The organism is Thalassolituus marinus, from assembly GCF_020320395.1.
Taxonomy (GTDB): domain Bacteria; phylum Pseudomonadota; class Gammaproteobacteria; order Pseudomonadales; family Oceanobacteraceae; genus Venatoribacter; species Venatoribacter marinus.
On the sequence record NZ_JAEDAH010000001.1, the window covers coordinates 1 to 16,851 of the forward strand.

Below are 16,851 nucleotides of genomic sequence, written 5' to 3' on the forward strand. Positions count from 1 at the left end.
CTTAATCCGTCACCGCCCGACCCAAACAAAAACGAGCCTCAGATGAGGCTCGTTATATGATCCCGAAACTGTGGGACAGCAGTGACCTTACGGTGGCTTTTTTATTGGCTTTAAACTTCCTGCAAGCGAAGCTCTTTCGGCAGAGAAAACACTACATTCTCCGGAATCCCCTCAATCTCCTGCGGCTGCTCTCCACCAAGTGAGACCAGTTTTTCCACCACCGCTTTCACCAGCACTTCAGGTGCAGATGCTCCCGCAGTGATACCGACCGCATTTACACCTTGCAGCCATGCAGCTTCGATTTCATCTGCACTGTCGATCAGGTAAGCCTTAGCCCCCATGCGCTCACCCAGTTCGCGTAAACGATTAGAGTTTGAACTGTTCGGCGAGCCAACCACTAACAGCAGATCACAATCCGCTGACAGTGTTTTTACAGCATCCTGACGATTCTGTGTGGCGTAACAGATATCGTCCTTACGCGGTCCCTGAATATCCGGAAACTTCGCGCGCAGCGCATCGATAACACGTGAGGTATCATCCATCGACAACGTCGTTTGCGTGACGTAGAACAGCTTCTGAGGATCATTAACATCCAGATTGGCAGCGTCAGCTTCATCTTCCACAAGATAAATATGACCACCCTTACTGTCGTCGTACTGGCCCATGGTTCCCTCAACTTCCGGGTGACCTTTATGACCAATTAACAGACACTCACTGCCATCCGCACTGTAACGGGCAACTTCCAGATGAACTTTGGTTACCAATGGGCAGGTTGCATCAAATACGCGCAAACCACGGTCTGCTGCATTTTTCCGCACCTGCTGCGATACGCCATGAGCAGAAAAAATAACGATACTGTCGTCCGGCACTTCATCAAGTTCATCGACAAAAATTGCGCCGCGATCACGCAGGCCATTCACCACGAATTTGTTATGCACCACTTCATGACGCACATAAATCGGTGGTTCAAATAAATCGAGCGCGCGGTTAACAATGTCAATCGCCCGGTCAACACCGGCACAGAATCCGCGTGGATTGGCCAGTTTAATCTTCATTGCTGACTTCCAGAATCTGTACTTCGAAATCCAGAGTTTTACCAGCCAGTGGGTGGTTAAAATCAACCGTCACCCAGTCGCCTTCTACGGCTGAAATTACACCAGGAAGCTCAGCACCCTGCGCATCAGCAAACGAAACCATGAGACCTTCGGCAACCGGCATATCCACCGGGAAAGTATTACGTTTCATTTCCTGCACATTTTGCGGATTTGGCTGACCAAACGCTTTCTCCGGCGGAATCTGCAACGTCTTATGATCACCCGTCGTGAGACCAAGCAGATACTCTTCAAAGCCCGGCAGCAGATTGCCATCGCCCAGTGTAAATTTCGCCGGCTCACGCTCGAACGTGGAATCAACCACCTGGCCATCTTCCAGTTTCAGCGCAAAATGCATGCTGATCTGACTACCCTGGGAAATAACTCCAACACTCATAATCGTCTCTCTTGTGTTAAGGCTGCTAACACTAATCAGTTCAGGACTGCGCCTGTTTTCGTTCCTGCCAGAATTCGCGTACCACATCGAGGGCCATCATGGCTGCTCCGACTGTAATCGCTGAATCCGCCAGATTAAACGCTGGAAAATAGGATTTATCCCAATGCACAGAGATAAAGTCCACTACATGTCCGTAAACGATGCGGTCGAATAAATTGCCGACAGCACCACCCAATATCAACGCCAGCGCAACCGGCAACCAGACCTGTTCGCGTGGCAGGCGCTTGAGCCATACCGCCAGCATGATGCTGACGGCGACAGAAACGGCGGTAAAGAACCAGCGCTGCCAGCCTCCCTGATCAGCCAGGAAACTGAACGCCGCGCCCGGGTTATACAACAGTGTGAAATCCAGCACTGGCAGAACATAAACCGGCTGGCCATATGTCAGCACAGATTCCGCCAACACCTTAGTGGCCTGATCCAGCAAACAGACCACAACCGCCAGCCACAACCAGATCAGCGCAGAACGATTATCAGCCATCAGCCAAAGCGACGAACTTCTCCGTCGCCCTCCACGTTCTCTACACAACGACCACACAGAGTAGGATGCTGCTGGTTCTGGCCAACAGAATCACTGTGGTGCCAGCAGCGCTCGCATTTCTCATGCTCAGATGCTTTCACCGTCACACGCAGATCACCCAGCTCAGTTTCTACACCGGCGCTTTCATCGAAGTCGCACAGCTCAACACCTGAGGTAATCAGAATAAAGCGCAGCTCATCACCCAGCTTTTCCAGCTGAGCTTTCAGGTCATCGCCGGCGTACAGTACAACTTCCGCACTCAGGCTGGCACCGATGGTTTTATCGGCACGGGCTTTTTCCAGCACGCCGTTAACAGCAGTTTTGGCTTCCAGAATATCGTTCCAGAAAGTGTCGTCGAACTCACTGCTGCCAGTATCCGGAAACGCTGTGTACCACTCAGCCAGCATGACAGATTCTTCACGCTTGCCTGGCAAACATTCCCAGATTTCTTCTGCGGTAAAGGACAGTACAGGCGCAATCCAGCGGCTCATGGCTTCCAGCACATGGAACAGTGCGGTCTGCGCACTGCGACGTGCCAGACCGTCGGCCTTACAGGTGTACTGACGGTCTTTAATAACGTCGAGGTAGAAACCACCCAGCTCTGCCACACAGAAATTCATCAGCGCTTTAGTCAGGCCTTTGAAGTCGTAGTTGTGGTAGTAGGCAATCACTTTATCCTGCAGCTTGCGGGTGAAGTTCACCATCCACGCATCCAGCGGCAGCAGTTCATTACCCGCAACCATATCGGTTTCCGGATTAAAGCCGTTGATATTGGCCAGCAGGAAACGACAGGTGTTACGTACACGACGATAAGCATCGGCGTTACGCTTCAGGATCACGTCGGATACCGTCATTTCACCGCTGTAATCGGTATCGGCTACCCACCAGCGCAGGATGTCACCACCGAGCTGGTTAATCACTTTCTGCGGCTCAACGGTGTTGCCCAGCGACTTGGACATTTTGCGGCCTTCACCATCCACTGTGAAACCGTGGGTCAGCACCGTTTTGTATGGTGCTTCGCCATAAGCGGCAACGCTGGTCAGCAGGGAACTCTGGAACCAGCCACGGTGCTGATCCGAGCCTTCCAGATACATTTCCGCCGGGAATTTCAGTTCCGCACGCTGACGCAACACCGAGGTGTGAGTGACACCGGAATCGAACCAGACGTCGAGGGTATCGGTTACTTTGACGTACTGATCCGCTTCGCCACCCAGCAGTTCAGAGGCATCCAGGTCGAACCAGGCATCAATGCCTTTTTCTTCGACTTTCTGAGCGACTTTTTCAATCAGCTCAGACGTATTCGGGTGCAGCTCACTGGTTTCTTTGTGAACGAACAACGCGATCGGCACGCCCCAGGTACGCTGACGGGAAATACACCAGTCAGGACGATCGGTCATCATGCTTTCGATACGGGCTTTACCCCAACCCGGTCGCCATTCAACGGTGTTTTCCACTTCGTGCATGGCTTTATCCAGCAGCCCCGCCTGATTCATGCTGATAAACCACTGTGGTGTCGCACGGAAAATGATCGGGGATTTATGGCGCCAGCAATGCGGGTAGCTGTGCTTGATTTTTTCTTTCTTAATCAGCGCGCCTTTTTCTGCCAGGATGCCCAGCACCCGGAAATTACCTTTGTCAGCGGTACTCAGGCCACTCAGCTCCAGAGCGTCCAGCGCAGGGGTAGAAATAAAGTTACCGTCTGCTCCCACCAGCATCTGCGTAGAGCTGATGCCGTATTTGTTAGATACCACAAAGTCATCAGCACCGTGCATTGGCGCAGTGTGAACAGAACCGGTACCGGAGTCGGCGGTTACATGGTCGCCAGTGATAACCGGAACCATTTTCGCACTGCCATCTTCAGCCAGCATAAACGGATGCTGCACAACAAACGGCGCACTGGCCTGGTCTTCAGTCTGACCGAAGGCTGAACCTTTGGCGGTTGCCACTACTTCAAATTCTTCGATGCCGTAACGCTGCATAGCATCTTTCACCAGGTCAGCTGCCAGCAGCAGGATTTCATCCTGCTCTTTCAGCAGCACCAGGGAATATTCCAGCGACGGGTGAACCGACACGCCTTCGTTAGCAGGTAATGTCCACGGAGTAGTGGTCCAGATAACGATGCTGATATTTTTAGCCGCCAGTGCGCTGTCGGCAGCAAATGCCGCCAGCAGACCTTCGCGGTCAGCAAAAGCAAACTTCACATCGATAGCAATGGACTGCTTGTCGTGATATTCCACTTCAGCTTCAGCCAGAGCAGAGCCACAGTCAGAACACCAGTTAACCGGCTTAAAGCCTTTCTGCAGGTGGCCGTTATCGGCAATTTTACCCAGCGTGCGGATAATGTCGGCTTCAGTTTTGAAGTCCATGGTCAGGTATGGATTATCCCAATCACCCAGCACCATCAAACGCTTAAAATCACGACGCTGGCCATCAACCTGCTCAGCGGCATACTCGCGGCAGTGTTTACGGAATTCAGCAGCAGTAACCTTGTCACCAACCTTGCCAACTTTCTCTTCAACTTTCAGTTCGATCGGCAGGCCATGGCAGTCCCAGCCCGGAATGTAAGGAGCATCCTTACCACTCAGCGTCTGAGATTTAACAATCACATCTTTCAGAATTTTATTTACTGCGTGACCAATGTGGATATTGCCGTTCGCGTAAGGAGGGCCATCGTGCAGAATAAACTGATCACGACCCGCACGTGCCTGACGAATTTTCTGGTACAAGCCGGTCTGTTCCCAACGGGCGAGCATTTCCGGCTCACGGTTGGCCAGATTACCGCGCATAGGGAACTCGGTATCCGGAAGATTCAGCGTCGCTTTGTACTGGCTTTCCACTTTATCGTTCATAACTGGGTCACTTATAAATTAAATTCAGTAAAACCAAATTCACACAGAAGATTTGGCAGCGGCAAAATAATCGCGCGCTGATTGTTTATCGTTTTCGATGGCCGCTTGCAGCTGCTCAATGCCGGCAAACTTCTGCTCATCACGGATTTTATGCATAAATTCGACAGTCAGATGGCGGTGATAAAGATCGCCATTAAAATCGAACACATGCACTTCCAGAGAAGGCTCTGGCTGACCAGCAACTGTCGGCTTAACACCAATATTGGCCACGCCGGTAAACTGCCGACCGCTTTCCTCAATTGTTGCCTGCACCGCATACACTCCGGTAAACGGCAATTTACTGCGACGAACCATCACGTTCGCAGTTGGCGTATTCAGCTGTCGTCCCAACTGACGACCATAAATCACCCGCCCGGACATGCGGTACGGACGCCCCAGCAGATGAGCAACCCGCGACAGATTATTCACCTTCAGCTCAGAACGTACGCGCGTACTGCTTACGCGCTCGCTATCCAGCTCCAGCGTCGGTGTATCCTGCACGCTGAAGCCATGCTCGCGGCCGGCTGCTGCCAGTGCATGATAATCACCACTGCGATCGCAGCCGAAACGAAAGTCATCACCGACAATCAGATGACGAACCGCCAGGGCATTTACCAGAATGTCGTGAATAAATGATTGCGCCGACATAGAACGCAACGCCTGGTTAAACGGCAGGCAAAGTACGTAATCAGCGCCTGCGGCTTCCAGATCCTGCAATTTTTCCCGCAGATTAGCTAACCGTGCCGGGGCTGCTTCCGGAGCAAAGAATTCTTTTGGCTGAGGCTCAAACATCATCACCAGCGTTGGTACACCCAGCTTCTGCGACTCCGCTTTCAGCGCATTGAGGATGCCCTGATGACCAAGATGTAAACCATCGAAGTTACCGATAGTCGCCACACAACCGGGAAAATCGGCCGGGATTGTGTGAAGCCCTCGCAATAAACGCATTCGCGGTTAACCTGCCCAAAGAAAATGCCGGATTATAGCTAACCTGACCTCCGCATAACAGCCATTTAGCCAGTCAGTAACCACTTACATGCTGACGTCAGAACACCTCACCGCGCAGATGTCGCACACGCAGACCAGCACTGACCAGAATCGCGAAATACATAGCGACCGAAGCAACCACAATCAGCGTCATCCACCCTGCACGCTGCGCTGCAGACCAGTCCAGCCATTGCGCCGCCGGCCCCATCAGTACCAGCATCAATGCAACCAGTGCTCCATTGGCCAATAGCAATTTCAGAGCAAAGCCCATCCAGCCCTTCTGGTGCTCATACACCCCTTGCTTGCGCAGGCCGCGATACAACATCCACACGTTGTAATAGGCCGACAACGATGTCGCCAGAGCAAGGCCAGCGTGCTGCAGCGGGAACACCAGAATCAGGTTCAGCACCATGTTCACAACCATGGCCTGAATACCGATTTTTACCGGGGTAGCCGTGTCCTGACGGGCGTAATAACCCGGCGCCAGTACCTTGATCAGCATAAAGGCCATCAGGCCGCAGCCGTAAGCCTGCAAGCTCATGGTCATCTTACCGACGTCATAAGCGGTCACTTCACCGTGATAGAAGATGGTAGACATCAGTGGCATTGCCAGCACCACCAGCGCCAGAGCTGCAGGCAGAGCAATCAGGAATACCATACGCACCGCCCAGTCGAGGGTACGCGAGAAACCGTCTTTTTCATCGGCAGCATGCTTACCCGACAACGCTGGCAAAATGACCACACCGATGGCAATGGCAAAAACCCCCAGCGGCAGGTTATTCAGGCGGTCGGAGTAATACAGCCAACTGACAGAGCCAGCTTCAAGAAATGACGCCAGCAGCGTATCCAGCAACAGATTAATCTGGCTGACCGACACCCCGAACAACGCCGGCACCATCAGCTTGCCAATACGACGTACGCCTTCGTCCTGTGCGTTGTACTGTGGTCGCGCCAGCAGGCCCAGACGGGCAACAAATGGCAGCTGGAATACAAACTGCACCAGACCCGCCAGGAACACACCCCAGGCCAGACCAAACAGTGGCTCCTCAAACCAGTCACTCATCACCACCGCAGCGAAAATAAGGCACACATTCAGCAGTACCGGTGTAAAGGCAGGCACAGCAAAACGCCCATAGGCATTCAGCACGCTGGAGGCAAACGCAGTAAGTGAAATAAACAGCAGATACGGAAAGGTAATACGCAGCAGGTCGCCGGTCAGAGCAAACTTGGCAGGGTCATCACGAAAGCCCGGCGAAAACACCCAGGGCAGATAGTCCGCACCTATCAGCGCCAGTACAGTAACCCCGAGCAAAGCCGCCCCCAGTACACCGGACGTTCTGGCAATCAGCAAGCGAACTTCATCAATCGGACGTAAGCGACGATACTCGCTGAGTACCGGGACAAAGGCCACCGAGAAAGCCCCCTCCGCAAATAAGCGACGGAAGAAGTTAGGAATCTTGAAGGCCACAAAGAAGGCATCAGCGCGAGCGCCAAAGTACTGTGCCACCACCACATCGCGGATCAACCCCAGCACCCGACTGAGCAGAGTCAGCACACTCACAATTGAGGACGAACGCAGCAGACCCGGCTGCTTAACCTCCGCGGATGGAGCTTTCGGCGTAGACTCACTCATATCATTCCCTGGGTGATGTAAAAATGTGATGCTGCATTAGCAGGCAGGACAACAGACCCGCTCACGGTAATTTCGTTCAGGCATAAAAAAACCCGCAAGAGCGGGTTTTTTCTTCACCTGAAGCTGAAATCAGCCTTTCAGAGCGAATACCTTAGCGTTCAGACGGCTCTTGGTACGTGCAGCAGTATTTTTGTGCAGAATACCTTTGTTTACCATCTTGTCGATATAAGGTTGTGCTTTAGTAAACGCAGCCTGGGCTTGCTCATAGTCGTTAGTCGCTACAGCTGCCTGTACTTTCTTGATGTAAGTACGGACCATAGAGCGCAGGGCTACTGTGCGAGCACGACGTTTGATAGCCTGACGGGCGCGTTTACGAGAACCAGCGGAATTTGCCACAGTCGGCTCCTCAAAATTGGTTATTCAATCAAATCTTAGAGGGCCGAGATTATCCAGACGCGCCCCCACCTTGTCAACTGATCAGACAAGACTTTTAAAGTCTGCTGCAGATTAGTCGACGATTACCTTCTCAAATGACTTCACCAGCTCATCAACCGCTTTCATCTGGGCCAGATACGGCTCCAGTTTATCCAGCGGCAGAGCACATGGGCCGTCACATTTTGCTTCAGCCGGATTCGGGTGAGCTTCCAGGAACAGACCTGCAATACCCAGCGCCATGCCGGAACGAGCCAGCTGAAATGCCTGCTGACGACGACCATCTGCAGAATCGGCACGACCACCCGGACGCTGCAATGCGTGGGTTGCATCGAAAATCACCGGAGCCATACCCTTCATTTCGTCCATACCCAGCATATCAACCACCAGGTTGTTGTAACCAAAGCTGGAACCACGCTCACACAGCATCACCTTTTCATTACCGGCTTCGGCAAACTTTTTGATGATATGACGCATTTCATGCGGAGCCAGGAACTGAGGCTTTTTCACGTTAATCGCCGCACCGGTTTCCGCCATAGCGACAACCAGATCTGTCTGGCGCGCAAGGAATGCAGGCAGCTGAATCACATCAACCACTTCCGCTACCGGAGCAGCCTGATATGGTTCGTGAACGTCGGTAATCAGCGGTACATTGAAGGTCTTTTTGATCTCTTCGAAGATTTTCAGGCCTTCTTCCATACCCGGACCACGATAGGAGTTGATAGAAGAGCGGTTCGCCTTATCAAAAGACGCCTTGAAAACGTAAGGAATACCCAGTTTTTCGGTTACCTTGACGTAGTGTTCACAGATAGTCATTGCCAGATCGCGGCTTTCCAGAACATTCATACCGCCAAACAGCGTAAAAGGCGTTTCGTTGCTGACATCCAGCCCGGCTACCTTAACAACCTCAATCATCAGAATCCCCGTTGTATTATCGGATTATTATTTCCATACCCGCCGAAATGCGGATCACAAGACTACCAGATTATCCCGGTGGATAATCTCTGGCTCAGCAATATAGCCCAGCGCAGCCTCAATACCTTTCGTTGGCGTACGCACAATTTTCTGTGCATCAACCTGACTGTAATTCACCAGCCCTTTCGCCACCAGATTGCCCTGCTCATCGCGACAAGCCACAACCTGACCACGCTCAAAACGACCATTTGCTGCCACCACACCAATCGGCAGCAGACTGCGCCCGGATTCACGCAACGCCTTCACAGCACCTGCGTCCAGCACCAGCTCTCCATGAGTTTGCAGATGACCGGCAATCCACTGTTTACGCGCAGCATCCGGCTCGTCGTCAGGCACCAGCATGGTACCAATCAATTCACCTGCTCGCAGACGGGTAAGCACATTATCAATACGCCCCCCCACAATCACAGTATCCGCACCGGAACGCGCCGCCAGGCGTGCAGCCTTCACCTTGGTAATCATGCCGCCACGCCCAAGCGAGCCAGCACCACCCGCCATGGCCATATATTGCGGATCAGCAGCCCGCCCCTGAACAATCAGCTCAGCATCAGGATTGGAACGAGGATCAGCGGTAAATAAACCCAGCTGATCGGTAAGAATGACCAGCACGTCGGCTTCAACCAGATTCGCTACCAGCGCGCCCAGGGTATCGTTGTCACCAAAGCGGATTTCATCGGTAACCACGGTATCATTCTCATTAATCACCGGCACAACACCCAGCGACAACAGAGTACGCAGCGTCGAGCGGGCATTAAGATAACGCTTACGATCACTGAGATCGTCGTGGGTCAGCAGAATCTGCGCAGTCGCACGACCATGACCAGCAAACGCCGTCTCATAGGCCTGTACCAACCCCATCTGCCCCACAGCAGCAGCAGCCTGCAGCTTACAGACTTCATCCGGTCGACTTGACCAGCCGAGACGCGTCATGCCCGCAGCCACAGAACCGGAAGAAACCAGAACCACTTCATGGCCCTGCGCCAGCAGACCTGCAATCTGATCAACCCAGCCCTGCATACCAGCCAGATTCAGCCCCCGACCATCATCAGTCAGCAAGGCACTGCCAATTTTTATCACCCAGCGCTTTTGCTGTGCCAGCTTGCCGCGGGTTTCCTGCCACTCAACAGCGGTCATTTTCGCTCAGTCACTCTCATGTAGCCCTGCCGGGCAAACGTACAGAATCTCAACCTGATGCTATCTGGCATCACTCGCGAACGTAGACAACCTCTACGTCGTAGTCATCATCATCGTCGTCTTCATCTTCAAGCTCACGCAGCTGACGGCGACGCTCGCGCAGCATCTCGATATGCTCGCGCGCTTCCGCTTCCACCTGCTCTCGCTCAGCCTGAATCTGCTGTGCGAAGTCTTCATCTTCTTCCGCACGCTGACGACGCTCTTCAATGTATTTCATGATATCGCCACACAGCGGGAAAGTACCTTCCTGACTGATCGCCGCGATTTTATACACAGGACCTGTCCACTGCAGACGATCAACCACGTCCTGACAGCGAGCTTCGCGCTCTTCCTCTGGAATCAGGTCCAGCTTATTCAATACCAGCCAGCGATCACGCTCAGCCAGACCCGGAGAGAACTGCTCCAGCTCATTGGCAATGGCCTGCATGTTTTCTGCTGGGTCTGAATCATCGAACGGCGCCATATCCACGATATGCAGCATCAACTGAGTACGCACCAGATGTTTCAGAAAGCGCGTTCCCAGGCCAGCACCGTCCGACGCACCAGGAATCAGACCCGGAATGTCGGCAATGACAAAGCTGCGATGGTTTTCAATTTTCACCACGCCCAGGTTTGGCACCAGCGTGGTAAACGGATAATCAGCAACCTTCGGCTTGGCTGCCGATACCGCACGAATAAAGGTAGATTTGCCAGCATTCGGCAAGCCCAGCAAGCCCACATCAGCGAGCACTTTCAGCTCCAGCTTGATGTTACGGGACTCACCCGGCTGACCCGGCTTGGACTGAGTTGGCGACTGGTTGGTACTGGACTTATAACGCGTATTGCCCAGACCATGGAAACCACCGCGCACCACCATCAGACGCTGACCCGGCTCGGTAATATCACCCAGAGTTTCTCCGGTATCTTCATCGATGGCAGTCGTACCAACAGGCACCTTCAGAATCAGATCCTCACCCTTGGCACCGGTACAGTTGCGGCTTGAACCGCCCTGACCATTCTGCGCCTGATAGTGACGGGTAAAACGATAGTCAATCAGTGTATTGATCGACTCACTGCCTTCCAGATACACAGAACCGCCATCACCACCGTCGCCACCATCCGGGCCACCTTTAGGAATGAATTTCTCCCGACGGAAACTCACGCAGCCGTTGCCGCCTTTACCCGCCTGAACGGAGATTGGTGCCTCGTCGACGAACTTCATTTCATAAACCTCAGATGATGCCTGCGATCTGCAGACTGTGTGACAAACAAAAACGCCCCGACCGCAATAAAATTGAAGCCAGGGCGCCGGGTAAGCGGTTTCAGCGAATTAAGATGCTGGAACGATGCTTACGAATTTACGGTTCTGTGGACCTTTCACTTCGAAAGTCACTACGCCGTCAGAGGTAGCGAACAGAGTGTGGTCACGACCAACGCGAACGTTAGTACCAGCGTGGAACTTAGTGCCGCGCTGACGAACCAGAATGTTACCTGCTTTAGCAGCCTGACCGCCGAACAGTTTCACACCAAGGCGTTTGCTCTCGGAATCACGTCCGTTACGGGTACTACCACCAGCTTTTTTGTGTGCCATTGTCTTTTCTCCTGTTCTGGGACCACTACAACTCTGCGGATGCGGCGGTTTGGCTAACCGGCACGGGCCCCTGGATTAATCGATAATTAGCCAGCGATGCTGGTGATTTTCAGTTCAGTGAACCACTGACGGTGGCCCATCTGCTTCATGTGGTGCTTACGACGCTTGAACTTCAGGATCTTCACTTTCTTGTGACGACCGTGAGCTACAACTTCTGCAGTCACTTTAGCGCCTTCTACAACCGGTGCGCCGATTTTAACATCGTCGCCGTTACCGATCAGCAGAACTTTTTCCAGTTCAACAGCTTCACCAGTTGCAACTTCCAGTTTTTCAACTTTCAGAGTCTGGCCTTCTTCAACACGGTATTGCTTACCGCCAGTTACCACTACAGCGTACATATTGTACATCTCCACTTGTGCCCATCAGGGCGCTTAACGACTGCTACTTAAAAGACCTGGCTTCTACTGGCAACGCTCTGGTTTCCATATGGCAGGGAGCAGAATTTCGGGGCGCGAGACTATACCGCATCCCATAAACTGGCGCAAGCCGGTTTGAAACAACATTTCTGACCGCGAACAGGCAGTGTAACGAGCCTATCGCCCCATTTTGCGCAGTCGGTCGTTGTCGCCTGCCGAACGGCTCGTTAAACTCCGCGTCTGCGGGTGGTTTAGCACCACCTGAACTGACCATGGCGGTGATTTCCGACCGACACCTTAAGTACAAGGCTCTATCATTCATGCAGATTCAAGACATTCTCGCGGTTGTGAGCGAAGAATTTCAGGCGGTGGATCGCCTGATCCACGCACAACTGGCTTCACGTGTGCCGTTGGTGGAAAAAATCGCAGACTACATTGTCAGCAGTGGTGGTAAGCGTATCCGCCCGCTGCTGGTACTAATGACCGCCAAAGCCTTTGCCAACAAGGAAGCAGACGCCGTCAAGCTGGCAACTGTCATCGAGTTTCTGCATACCGCCACCCTGCTGCATGACGATGTGGTCGATACCTCCGATATGCGCCGTGGCAATCCGACTGCCAACGCCAAATGGGGCAACGCGCCAAGTGTTCTGGTGGGTGACTTCCTCTACAGCCGCTCGTTTGAAATGCTGGTCGAACTGGAATGCCTGCCTGTCATGCAGATTCTGGCCAAGGCCACCAGCGTGATTGCTGAAGGCGAAGTGCTGCAGCTCACCAACGTCAAAAACCCGGACACCACCGAACAGCAGTATATGGACGTTATCCACGGCAAAACCGCCATGCTGTTTGAAGCGTCTACCTGGGGTATGGCCAGCCTGATGAACCGCTCTGACGAAGAACGTGAAGCGATGCGCATCTATGGCCGCGAACTTGGTTTAGCATTCCAGCTGATTGACGACGTGCTCGACTATGACGGCGATGCCGAAACCATGGGCAAGAACGTGGGGGACGACCTGGCCGAAGGCAAGCCAACCCTGCCACTGATTCACGCCATGGCCAACGGCAGCGAAGAACAGCGCAAACTGATCCGTTCCGTTATCCGTAAAGGCGGACTGGACGATATAAGCGACGTACTGAACATCGTGCATGAACTGGGGTCTATCGACTACACCCGCCAGAAAGCCGATGAATGCATTGAACGCGCTCGTGCTCAGCTGGCAATTCTGCCAGACAGCGAAGCCCGAAATGCACTGGATGCTCTGGCTCTGCTGGCGGTTAAACGCAACCAATAATAATACGGAGTTCCCGTGACCAGACTGATTCAACTGCTGTTCCTGTTCATTGGCCTGCAGGCCACATTGGTTACACAGGCCGGTGTACTGGATAGCCTGGTCGGCAACGACGAACCTGAATTCCTGCCGGTCGATCAGGCCTTCCCGCTTTACTATCAGCTTAAAGATGGCCAGTTACTCGCGAACTGGTCAACGCCGGACGGCTATTACCTGTACCAGCATCGTATCTTTCTGAAGCAGGGTGACGTCAAAGTTGAGCCTCTGTCGTTTTCCCACCCGGGCAAAGAAAAAGAAGACGAAGCTTTTGGCTTGGTCACTGCATTCTACGGTGATCTGGATGTTGTGTTTGACCTTAGCACCCTGCAACCCGGTGAAGTCACACTGAATTACCAGGGCTGTGCCGATGCAGGCCTGTGCTATCCGCCCCAGCGTGAAACCATTGCATTAACAGCTGCAGATATAACCACGTCAGAAGTACTGCCGAGCACTGATAAACCAGCAACGACCAACAACGACAGCTGGTTCGCCAACCGCAGTTTTGCTGCCGTCATTGGTCTCTTCTTCCTGCTAGGACTGGGCCTGACCTTCACCCCTTGCGTATTACCCATGATTCCGATTCTGACCAGCGTGGTGCTGGGGCAGGGAAATACGTCTGGCAAAAAAGGCTTTATTCTCTCCAGCATCTACGTACTGGGCATGGCAATTACCTACGCTCTGGCTGGACTGACCGTTGGCCTGCTGGGTGCTGGCGCCAACATTCAGGCGTGGATGCAGACACCTTCCGTACTGATCGCCTTTGCCATCCTTTTTGGCCTGCTGGCACTGGCGATGTTTGGCGTTTACGAGCTGCAACTGCCATCGGGCCTGCGCAACCGTCTGAACGCCATGAGCCAGAAGCAGCAGGGCGGCCAGGCTCTGAGTGTTTTTGTCATCGGTGTACTGTCTGCACTGGTTGTGTCGCCCTGCGTATCGGCACCTCTGGCGGGAGCGCTGGTGTATATAAGCACCACGGGCGATGCCGTTACGGGCTTCTCCGCCTTACTGGCATTGGGTCTGGGTATGGGAGCACCACTCATTGCTCTGGGCACCACAGGCGCCTCCGTTCTGCCGAAAGCCGGTGGCTGGATGAACCAGATTAAAGTGTTCTTTGGCATTCTGCTGCTGGCCGTCGCCATCTGGCTGCTGAGTCGTATTCTGCCTGCCACCATCAGCTTGCTGCTGTGGGCACTGCTGGCGATTGTTTACGCCGTGGTACTGGGCGCCTTTGAACAGGCCGACAGCGGTCGTGCCCGTCTGGTCAAAGGCATCGCCTGGGTGTTGTTGCTGTATGGTGTTATGGCACTTGCAGGGGCTCTGATGGGCAATGGCAATCCGTTGCAGCCGCTGCATACTCTCACTGCCGGCAGCAACATCAGCAGCACCAATGAAGTACACAAGAGTCTGTTTTACCGCACCGACTCGGTGGCGGAGATTGAACAGCGCATCGGCAACAGCCAGCAGGTGGTGATGGTCGATCTCTATGCCGACTGGTGCATTAGCTGCAAAGTGATGGAAGAAGAAATCTTTGCCCAAAATGATGTTCAGGCAGAACTGGCCGACGTCGTCTGGCTGCAACTGGATGTGACCGACAACAGCCCCGAACAGATTCGCTTTATGCAGAGCCACGGCATTTTTGGCCCACCAACCATTCTGTTCTTCGCCAACGGTCAGGAAATCGAAGCAACGCGCATCACCGGCGAGCTGAGCAAAGACGAATTTCTGCAAAGAACCCGTTTCTGACCCCTTGATTCTTCATTACTCCGGACGCATATAGTGTTTATTCACGCGATTCCGGAGATTCATCATGCACTACACCTGCCCTTCCTGCGGCGCGATCAATCGAATTCCTGACGACAAACAGGACCAGCAAGGTACCTGCGGCCGCTGCAAACAGGATCTGTTCAACGGTGTACCGATCGATTTAACCGACGCCGACTTTCAACGCTTTATAAACAAGAACGATATGCCGGTGGTGGTCGACTTCTGGGCCAGCTGGTGTGGCCCGTGTCAGATGATGGCGCCAATTTTCAAGGAAGTGTGCAATCACATGCAGCACAAGGCTCGCTTTGCGAAAGTTAACACCGAAGTCGCTCAGCAGGTCAGTGCACAGTATGGCATTCGCAGCATCCCAACCCTGATCGTGTTTCACAAGGGGCGCGAGGTAGACCGCCTGGCTGGCGCACTGCCAGCCCAGCAGTTACAACAGTGGATTACTCAGGCACTGATAAAGTCTTCCTGAGCATCACGCACTCCGGCCATATGACGCAGCACCGACAATACCGGCTCAAGCAGCCCCTTCAGGTCGGCACTGCGATGGTACATATGGCCTAGCTCGGTCAGGTGTGCGGTAATCAGCTGGGTAAGCTGAGATTCCTGATCAGCATCGAGGTTCAGCAGCATCAGCTCCTCGACGAATAACATACGCAGTTCAGCTGCTGCATCCCTGGCCATATCAAGTTGGCGCTGTTGTGTATACTGCAAAGACTCAAGAGACTGCTGAACTTCATCCAGCGCCTCCAGCAGCGTCTGCTGCTGGGTATAACGCTGCTCACTGGCCAGCGAAGCGAGGCGTGCATTAGCACCACTCATCAATACACACAGGTGATCCTTAAGCCGACCATAGCGTCCGCTGTCATCAAACGGTGTGTTCTTAATCAGCACAGATACACCCTGATAGTTGACCTGCAGACGCCGCTCCATTTCGACGATACGACCGACACACCGACAGGAACGCATAAGCTCAGCTTCCAGTGGACGAACCTCAGCAGCATGTGAGAAAAAGCCGCCACCCTGCTCCCACACAGCAACCACAGCATTCAGGCCAAAGCTTTTCAGGGTAGCAACCAGCTGTTCCGCCACCTCTTCCGGGACATTACAGGCGATCGACTGTTCGATAAAGCGACACACTTCCCCCTGCTCTGCAGAGTGCGTCATCGCCTCAAATGCTGCCATTCGCGCATCATCTGCAGACACTTGCCAGGCTTTCTGACGCTCAACCTGACGCAAGGCCCGATCAACTTTGGCGCGTAGCTCATCGACATCAAAGGGCTTGCCAATGAAGTCATCACCGCCAGCGGCGTAGCCCTGCAGGCGATCGTGAATACCCGTCTGGCCGGAGATAAAAATCACCGGCGTATGTCGACTTTGCTCTCTGGAGCGCAGCACCCGGCAGATATCGTAGCCACAGGCATCCGGCATATTAATATCCAGCAGGTAGCAATCCACCTCCTGATCCAGACCCGACAGAAAGCCCTCAACATTACGGTATGTCACCAGATCATAATCTTTCAGCGCCAGACTAAGCACTCGCACCGCTGCAGCATCATCATCCAACAGAGTAATTCTTCCCGAAGGCATAAC

General features: G+C 53.4%; 16 protein-coding genes. 3 read left to right on the forward strand and 13 right to left on the reverse strand.

Annotation, left to right across the window (positions count from 1 at the left end; all coding sequences use genetic code 11):
* Positions 1-110: 110 nt before the first annotated feature.
* From ispH to rplU, 12 genes are all read right to left on the reverse strand, one after another.
* The gene (gene ispH / locus I9W95_RS00005; RefSeq protein WP_225670373.1) at positions 111-1,055 is read right to left on the reverse strand and encodes a 4-hydroxy-3-methylbut-2-enyl diphosphate reductase; all 945 of its coding nucleotides are present in this window, start codon (positions 1,053-1,055) and stop codon (positions 111-113) included.
* Positions 1,045-1,488, reverse strand: coding sequence for an FKBP-type peptidyl-prolyl cis-trans isomerase (gene fkpB / locus I9W95_RS00010; RefSeq protein WP_225670375.1), 444 nt, complete (start codon positions 1,486-1,488; stop codon positions 1,045-1,047). The genes ispH and fkpB overlap by 11 nt, the downstream gene beginning before the upstream one ends.
* Positions 1,489-1,528: 40 nt before the next feature.
* A complete protein-coding gene (lspA, locus tag I9W95_RS00015; protein ID WP_225670377.1) occupies positions 1,529-2,029 on the reverse strand; it encodes a signal peptidase II in 501 nt (166 codons plus the stop codon).
* A complete protein-coding gene (gene ileS, locus I9W95_RS00020; protein ID WP_225670379.1) occupies positions 2,029-4,917 on the reverse strand; it encodes an isoleucine--tRNA ligase in 2,889 nt (962 codons plus the stop codon). Before ileS ends, lspA begins: the two co-directional genes overlap by 1 nt.
* Before the next feature lie 39 nt (positions 4,918-4,956).
* Positions 4,957-5,904: a bifunctional riboflavin kinase/FAD synthetase gene (gene ribF / locus I9W95_RS00025; protein WP_225670381.1), complete on the reverse strand. Its 948-nt coding sequence runs from the start codon at positions 5,902-5,904 to the stop codon at positions 4,957-4,959.
* A gap of 97 nt (positions 5,905-6,001) precedes the next feature.
* Complete coding sequence (murJ, locus tag I9W95_RS00030; RefSeq protein WP_225670388.1) at positions 6,002-7,576, reverse strand: murein biosynthesis integral membrane protein MurJ; 1,575 nt, start codon at positions 7,574-7,576, stop codon at positions 6,002-6,004.
* Positions 7,577-7,705: 129 nt separating this feature from the next.
* Positions 7,706-7,972 (reverse strand): 30S ribosomal protein S20, encoded by a 267-nt coding sequence (rpsT, locus tag I9W95_RS00035; protein ID WP_225670390.1) that lies wholly within the window; start codon positions 7,970-7,972, stop codon positions 7,706-7,708.
* Between the two features lie 111 nt (positions 7,973-8,083).
* Complete coding sequence (gene kdsA, locus I9W95_RS00040) at positions 8,084-8,923, reverse strand: 3-deoxy-8-phosphooctulonate synthase (protein WP_225670392.1); 840 nt, start codon at positions 8,921-8,923, stop codon at positions 8,084-8,086.
* A gap of 54 nt (positions 8,924-8,977) precedes the next feature.
* Positions 8,978-10,117: a glutamate 5-kinase gene (gene proB, locus I9W95_RS00045; protein WP_225670394.1), complete on the reverse strand. Its 1,140-nt coding sequence runs from the start codon at positions 10,115-10,117 to the stop codon at positions 8,978-8,980.
* A gap of 70 nt (positions 10,118-10,187) precedes the next feature.
* On the reverse strand, positions 10,188-11,378 hold the full coding sequence (gene cgtA / locus I9W95_RS00050) for an Obg family GTPase CgtA (RefSeq protein ID WP_225670396.1): 1,191 nt from the start codon (positions 11,376-11,378) through the stop codon (positions 10,188-10,190).
* Positions 11,379-11,486: 108 nt separating this feature from the next.
* Positions 11,487-11,747: a 50S ribosomal protein L27 gene (gene rpmA / locus I9W95_RS00055; RefSeq protein ID WP_225670398.1), complete on the reverse strand. Its 261-nt coding sequence runs from the start codon at positions 11,745-11,747 to the stop codon at positions 11,487-11,489.
* Between the two features lie 86 nt (positions 11,748-11,833).
* Positions 11,834-12,145, reverse strand: a complete 312-nt coding sequence (gene rplU, locus I9W95_RS00060; protein WP_225670400.1) for a 50S ribosomal protein L21 — start codon at positions 12,143-12,145, stop codon at positions 11,834-11,836.
* 338 nt (positions 12,146-12,483) lie between these two features.
* Here rplU and I9W95_RS00065 point away from each other — a divergent pair, with 338 nt between their 5' ends.
* From I9W95_RS00065 to trxC, 3 genes are all read left to right on the forward strand, one after another.
* Entirely contained in the window at positions 12,484-13,452 is a 969-nt protein-coding gene (locus I9W95_RS00065; protein WP_225670402.1) for a polyprenyl synthetase family protein, read from the forward strand.
* A 15-nt stretch (positions 13,453-13,467) separates the two neighbouring features.
* On the forward strand, positions 13,468-15,231 hold the full coding sequence (gene dsbD, locus I9W95_RS00070) for a protein-disulfide reductase DsbD (protein ID WP_225670404.1): 1,764 nt from the start codon (positions 13,468-13,470) through the stop codon (positions 15,229-15,231).
* 64 nt (positions 15,232-15,295) lie between these two features.
* Positions 15,296-15,730: a thioredoxin TrxC gene (gene trxC / locus I9W95_RS00075; RefSeq protein ID WP_225670407.1), complete on the forward strand. Its 435-nt coding sequence runs from the start codon at positions 15,296-15,298 to the stop codon at positions 15,728-15,730.
* On the opposite strand, the gene I9W95_RS00080 is transcribed toward trxC, so the two are convergent.
* A complete protein-coding gene (locus I9W95_RS00080; RefSeq protein WP_225670409.1) occupies positions 15,706-16,848 on the reverse strand; it encodes a response regulator in 1,143 nt (380 codons plus the stop codon). The two genes, trxC and I9W95_RS00080, sit on opposite strands and share 25 nt — an antisense overlap.
* Positions 16,849-16,851 lie beyond the last annotated feature (3 nt).

Excerpts from the sequence above, each read along its gene's own strand:
- ispH (WP_225670373.1), bottom strand. The coding sequence starts at position 1,055 with ATGAAGATTAAACTGGCCAATCCACGCGGATTCTGTGCCGGTGTTGAC.
- fkpB (WP_225670375.1), bottom strand. The coding sequence starts at position 1,488 with ATGAGTGTTGGAGTTATTTCCCAGGGTAGTCAGATCAGCATGCATTTT.
- lspA (WP_225670377.1), bottom strand. The coding sequence starts at position 2,029 with ATGGCTGATAATCGTTCTGCGCTGATCTGGTTGTGGCTGGCGGTTGTG.
- ileS (WP_225670379.1), bottom strand. The coding sequence starts at position 4,917 with ATGAACGATAAAGTGGAAAGCCAGTACAAAGCGACGCTGAATCTTCCG.
- ribF (WP_225670381.1), bottom strand. The coding sequence starts at position 5,904 with ATGCGTTTATTGCGAGGGCTTCACACAATCCCGGCCGATTTTCCCGGT.
- murJ (WP_225670388.1), bottom strand. The coding sequence starts at position 7,576 with ATGAGTGAGTCTACGCCGAAAGCTCCATCCGCGGAGGTTAAGCAGCCG.
- kdsA (WP_225670392.1), bottom strand. The coding sequence starts at position 8,923 with ATGATTGAGGTTGTTAAGGTAGCCGGGCTGGATGTCAGCAACGAAACG.
- proB (WP_225670394.1), bottom strand. The coding sequence starts at position 10,117 with ATGACCGCTGTTGAGTGGCAGGAAACCCGCGGCAAGCTGGCACAGCAA.
- cgtA (WP_225670396.1), bottom strand. The coding sequence starts at position 11,378 with ATGAAGTTCGTCGACGAGGCACCAATCTCCGTTCAGGCGGGTAAAGGC.
- rpmA (WP_225670398.1), bottom strand. The coding sequence starts at position 11,747 with ATGGCACACAAAAAAGCTGGTGGTAGTACCCGTAACGGACGTGATTCC.
- rplU (WP_225670400.1), bottom strand. The coding sequence starts at position 12,145 with ATGTACGCTGTAGTGGTAACTGGCGGTAAGCAATACCGTGTTGAAGAA.
- I9W95_RS00065 (WP_225670402.1), top strand. The coding sequence starts at position 12,484 with ATGCAGATTCAAGACATTCTCGCGGTTGTGAGCGAAGAATTTCAGGCG.
- trxC (WP_225670407.1), top strand. The coding sequence starts at position 15,296 with ATGCACTACACCTGCCCTTCCTGCGGCGCGATCAATCGAATTCCTGAC.
- I9W95_RS00080 (WP_225670409.1), bottom strand. The coding sequence starts at position 16,848 with ATGCCTTCGGGAAGAATTACTCTGTTGGATGATGATGCTGCAGCGGTG.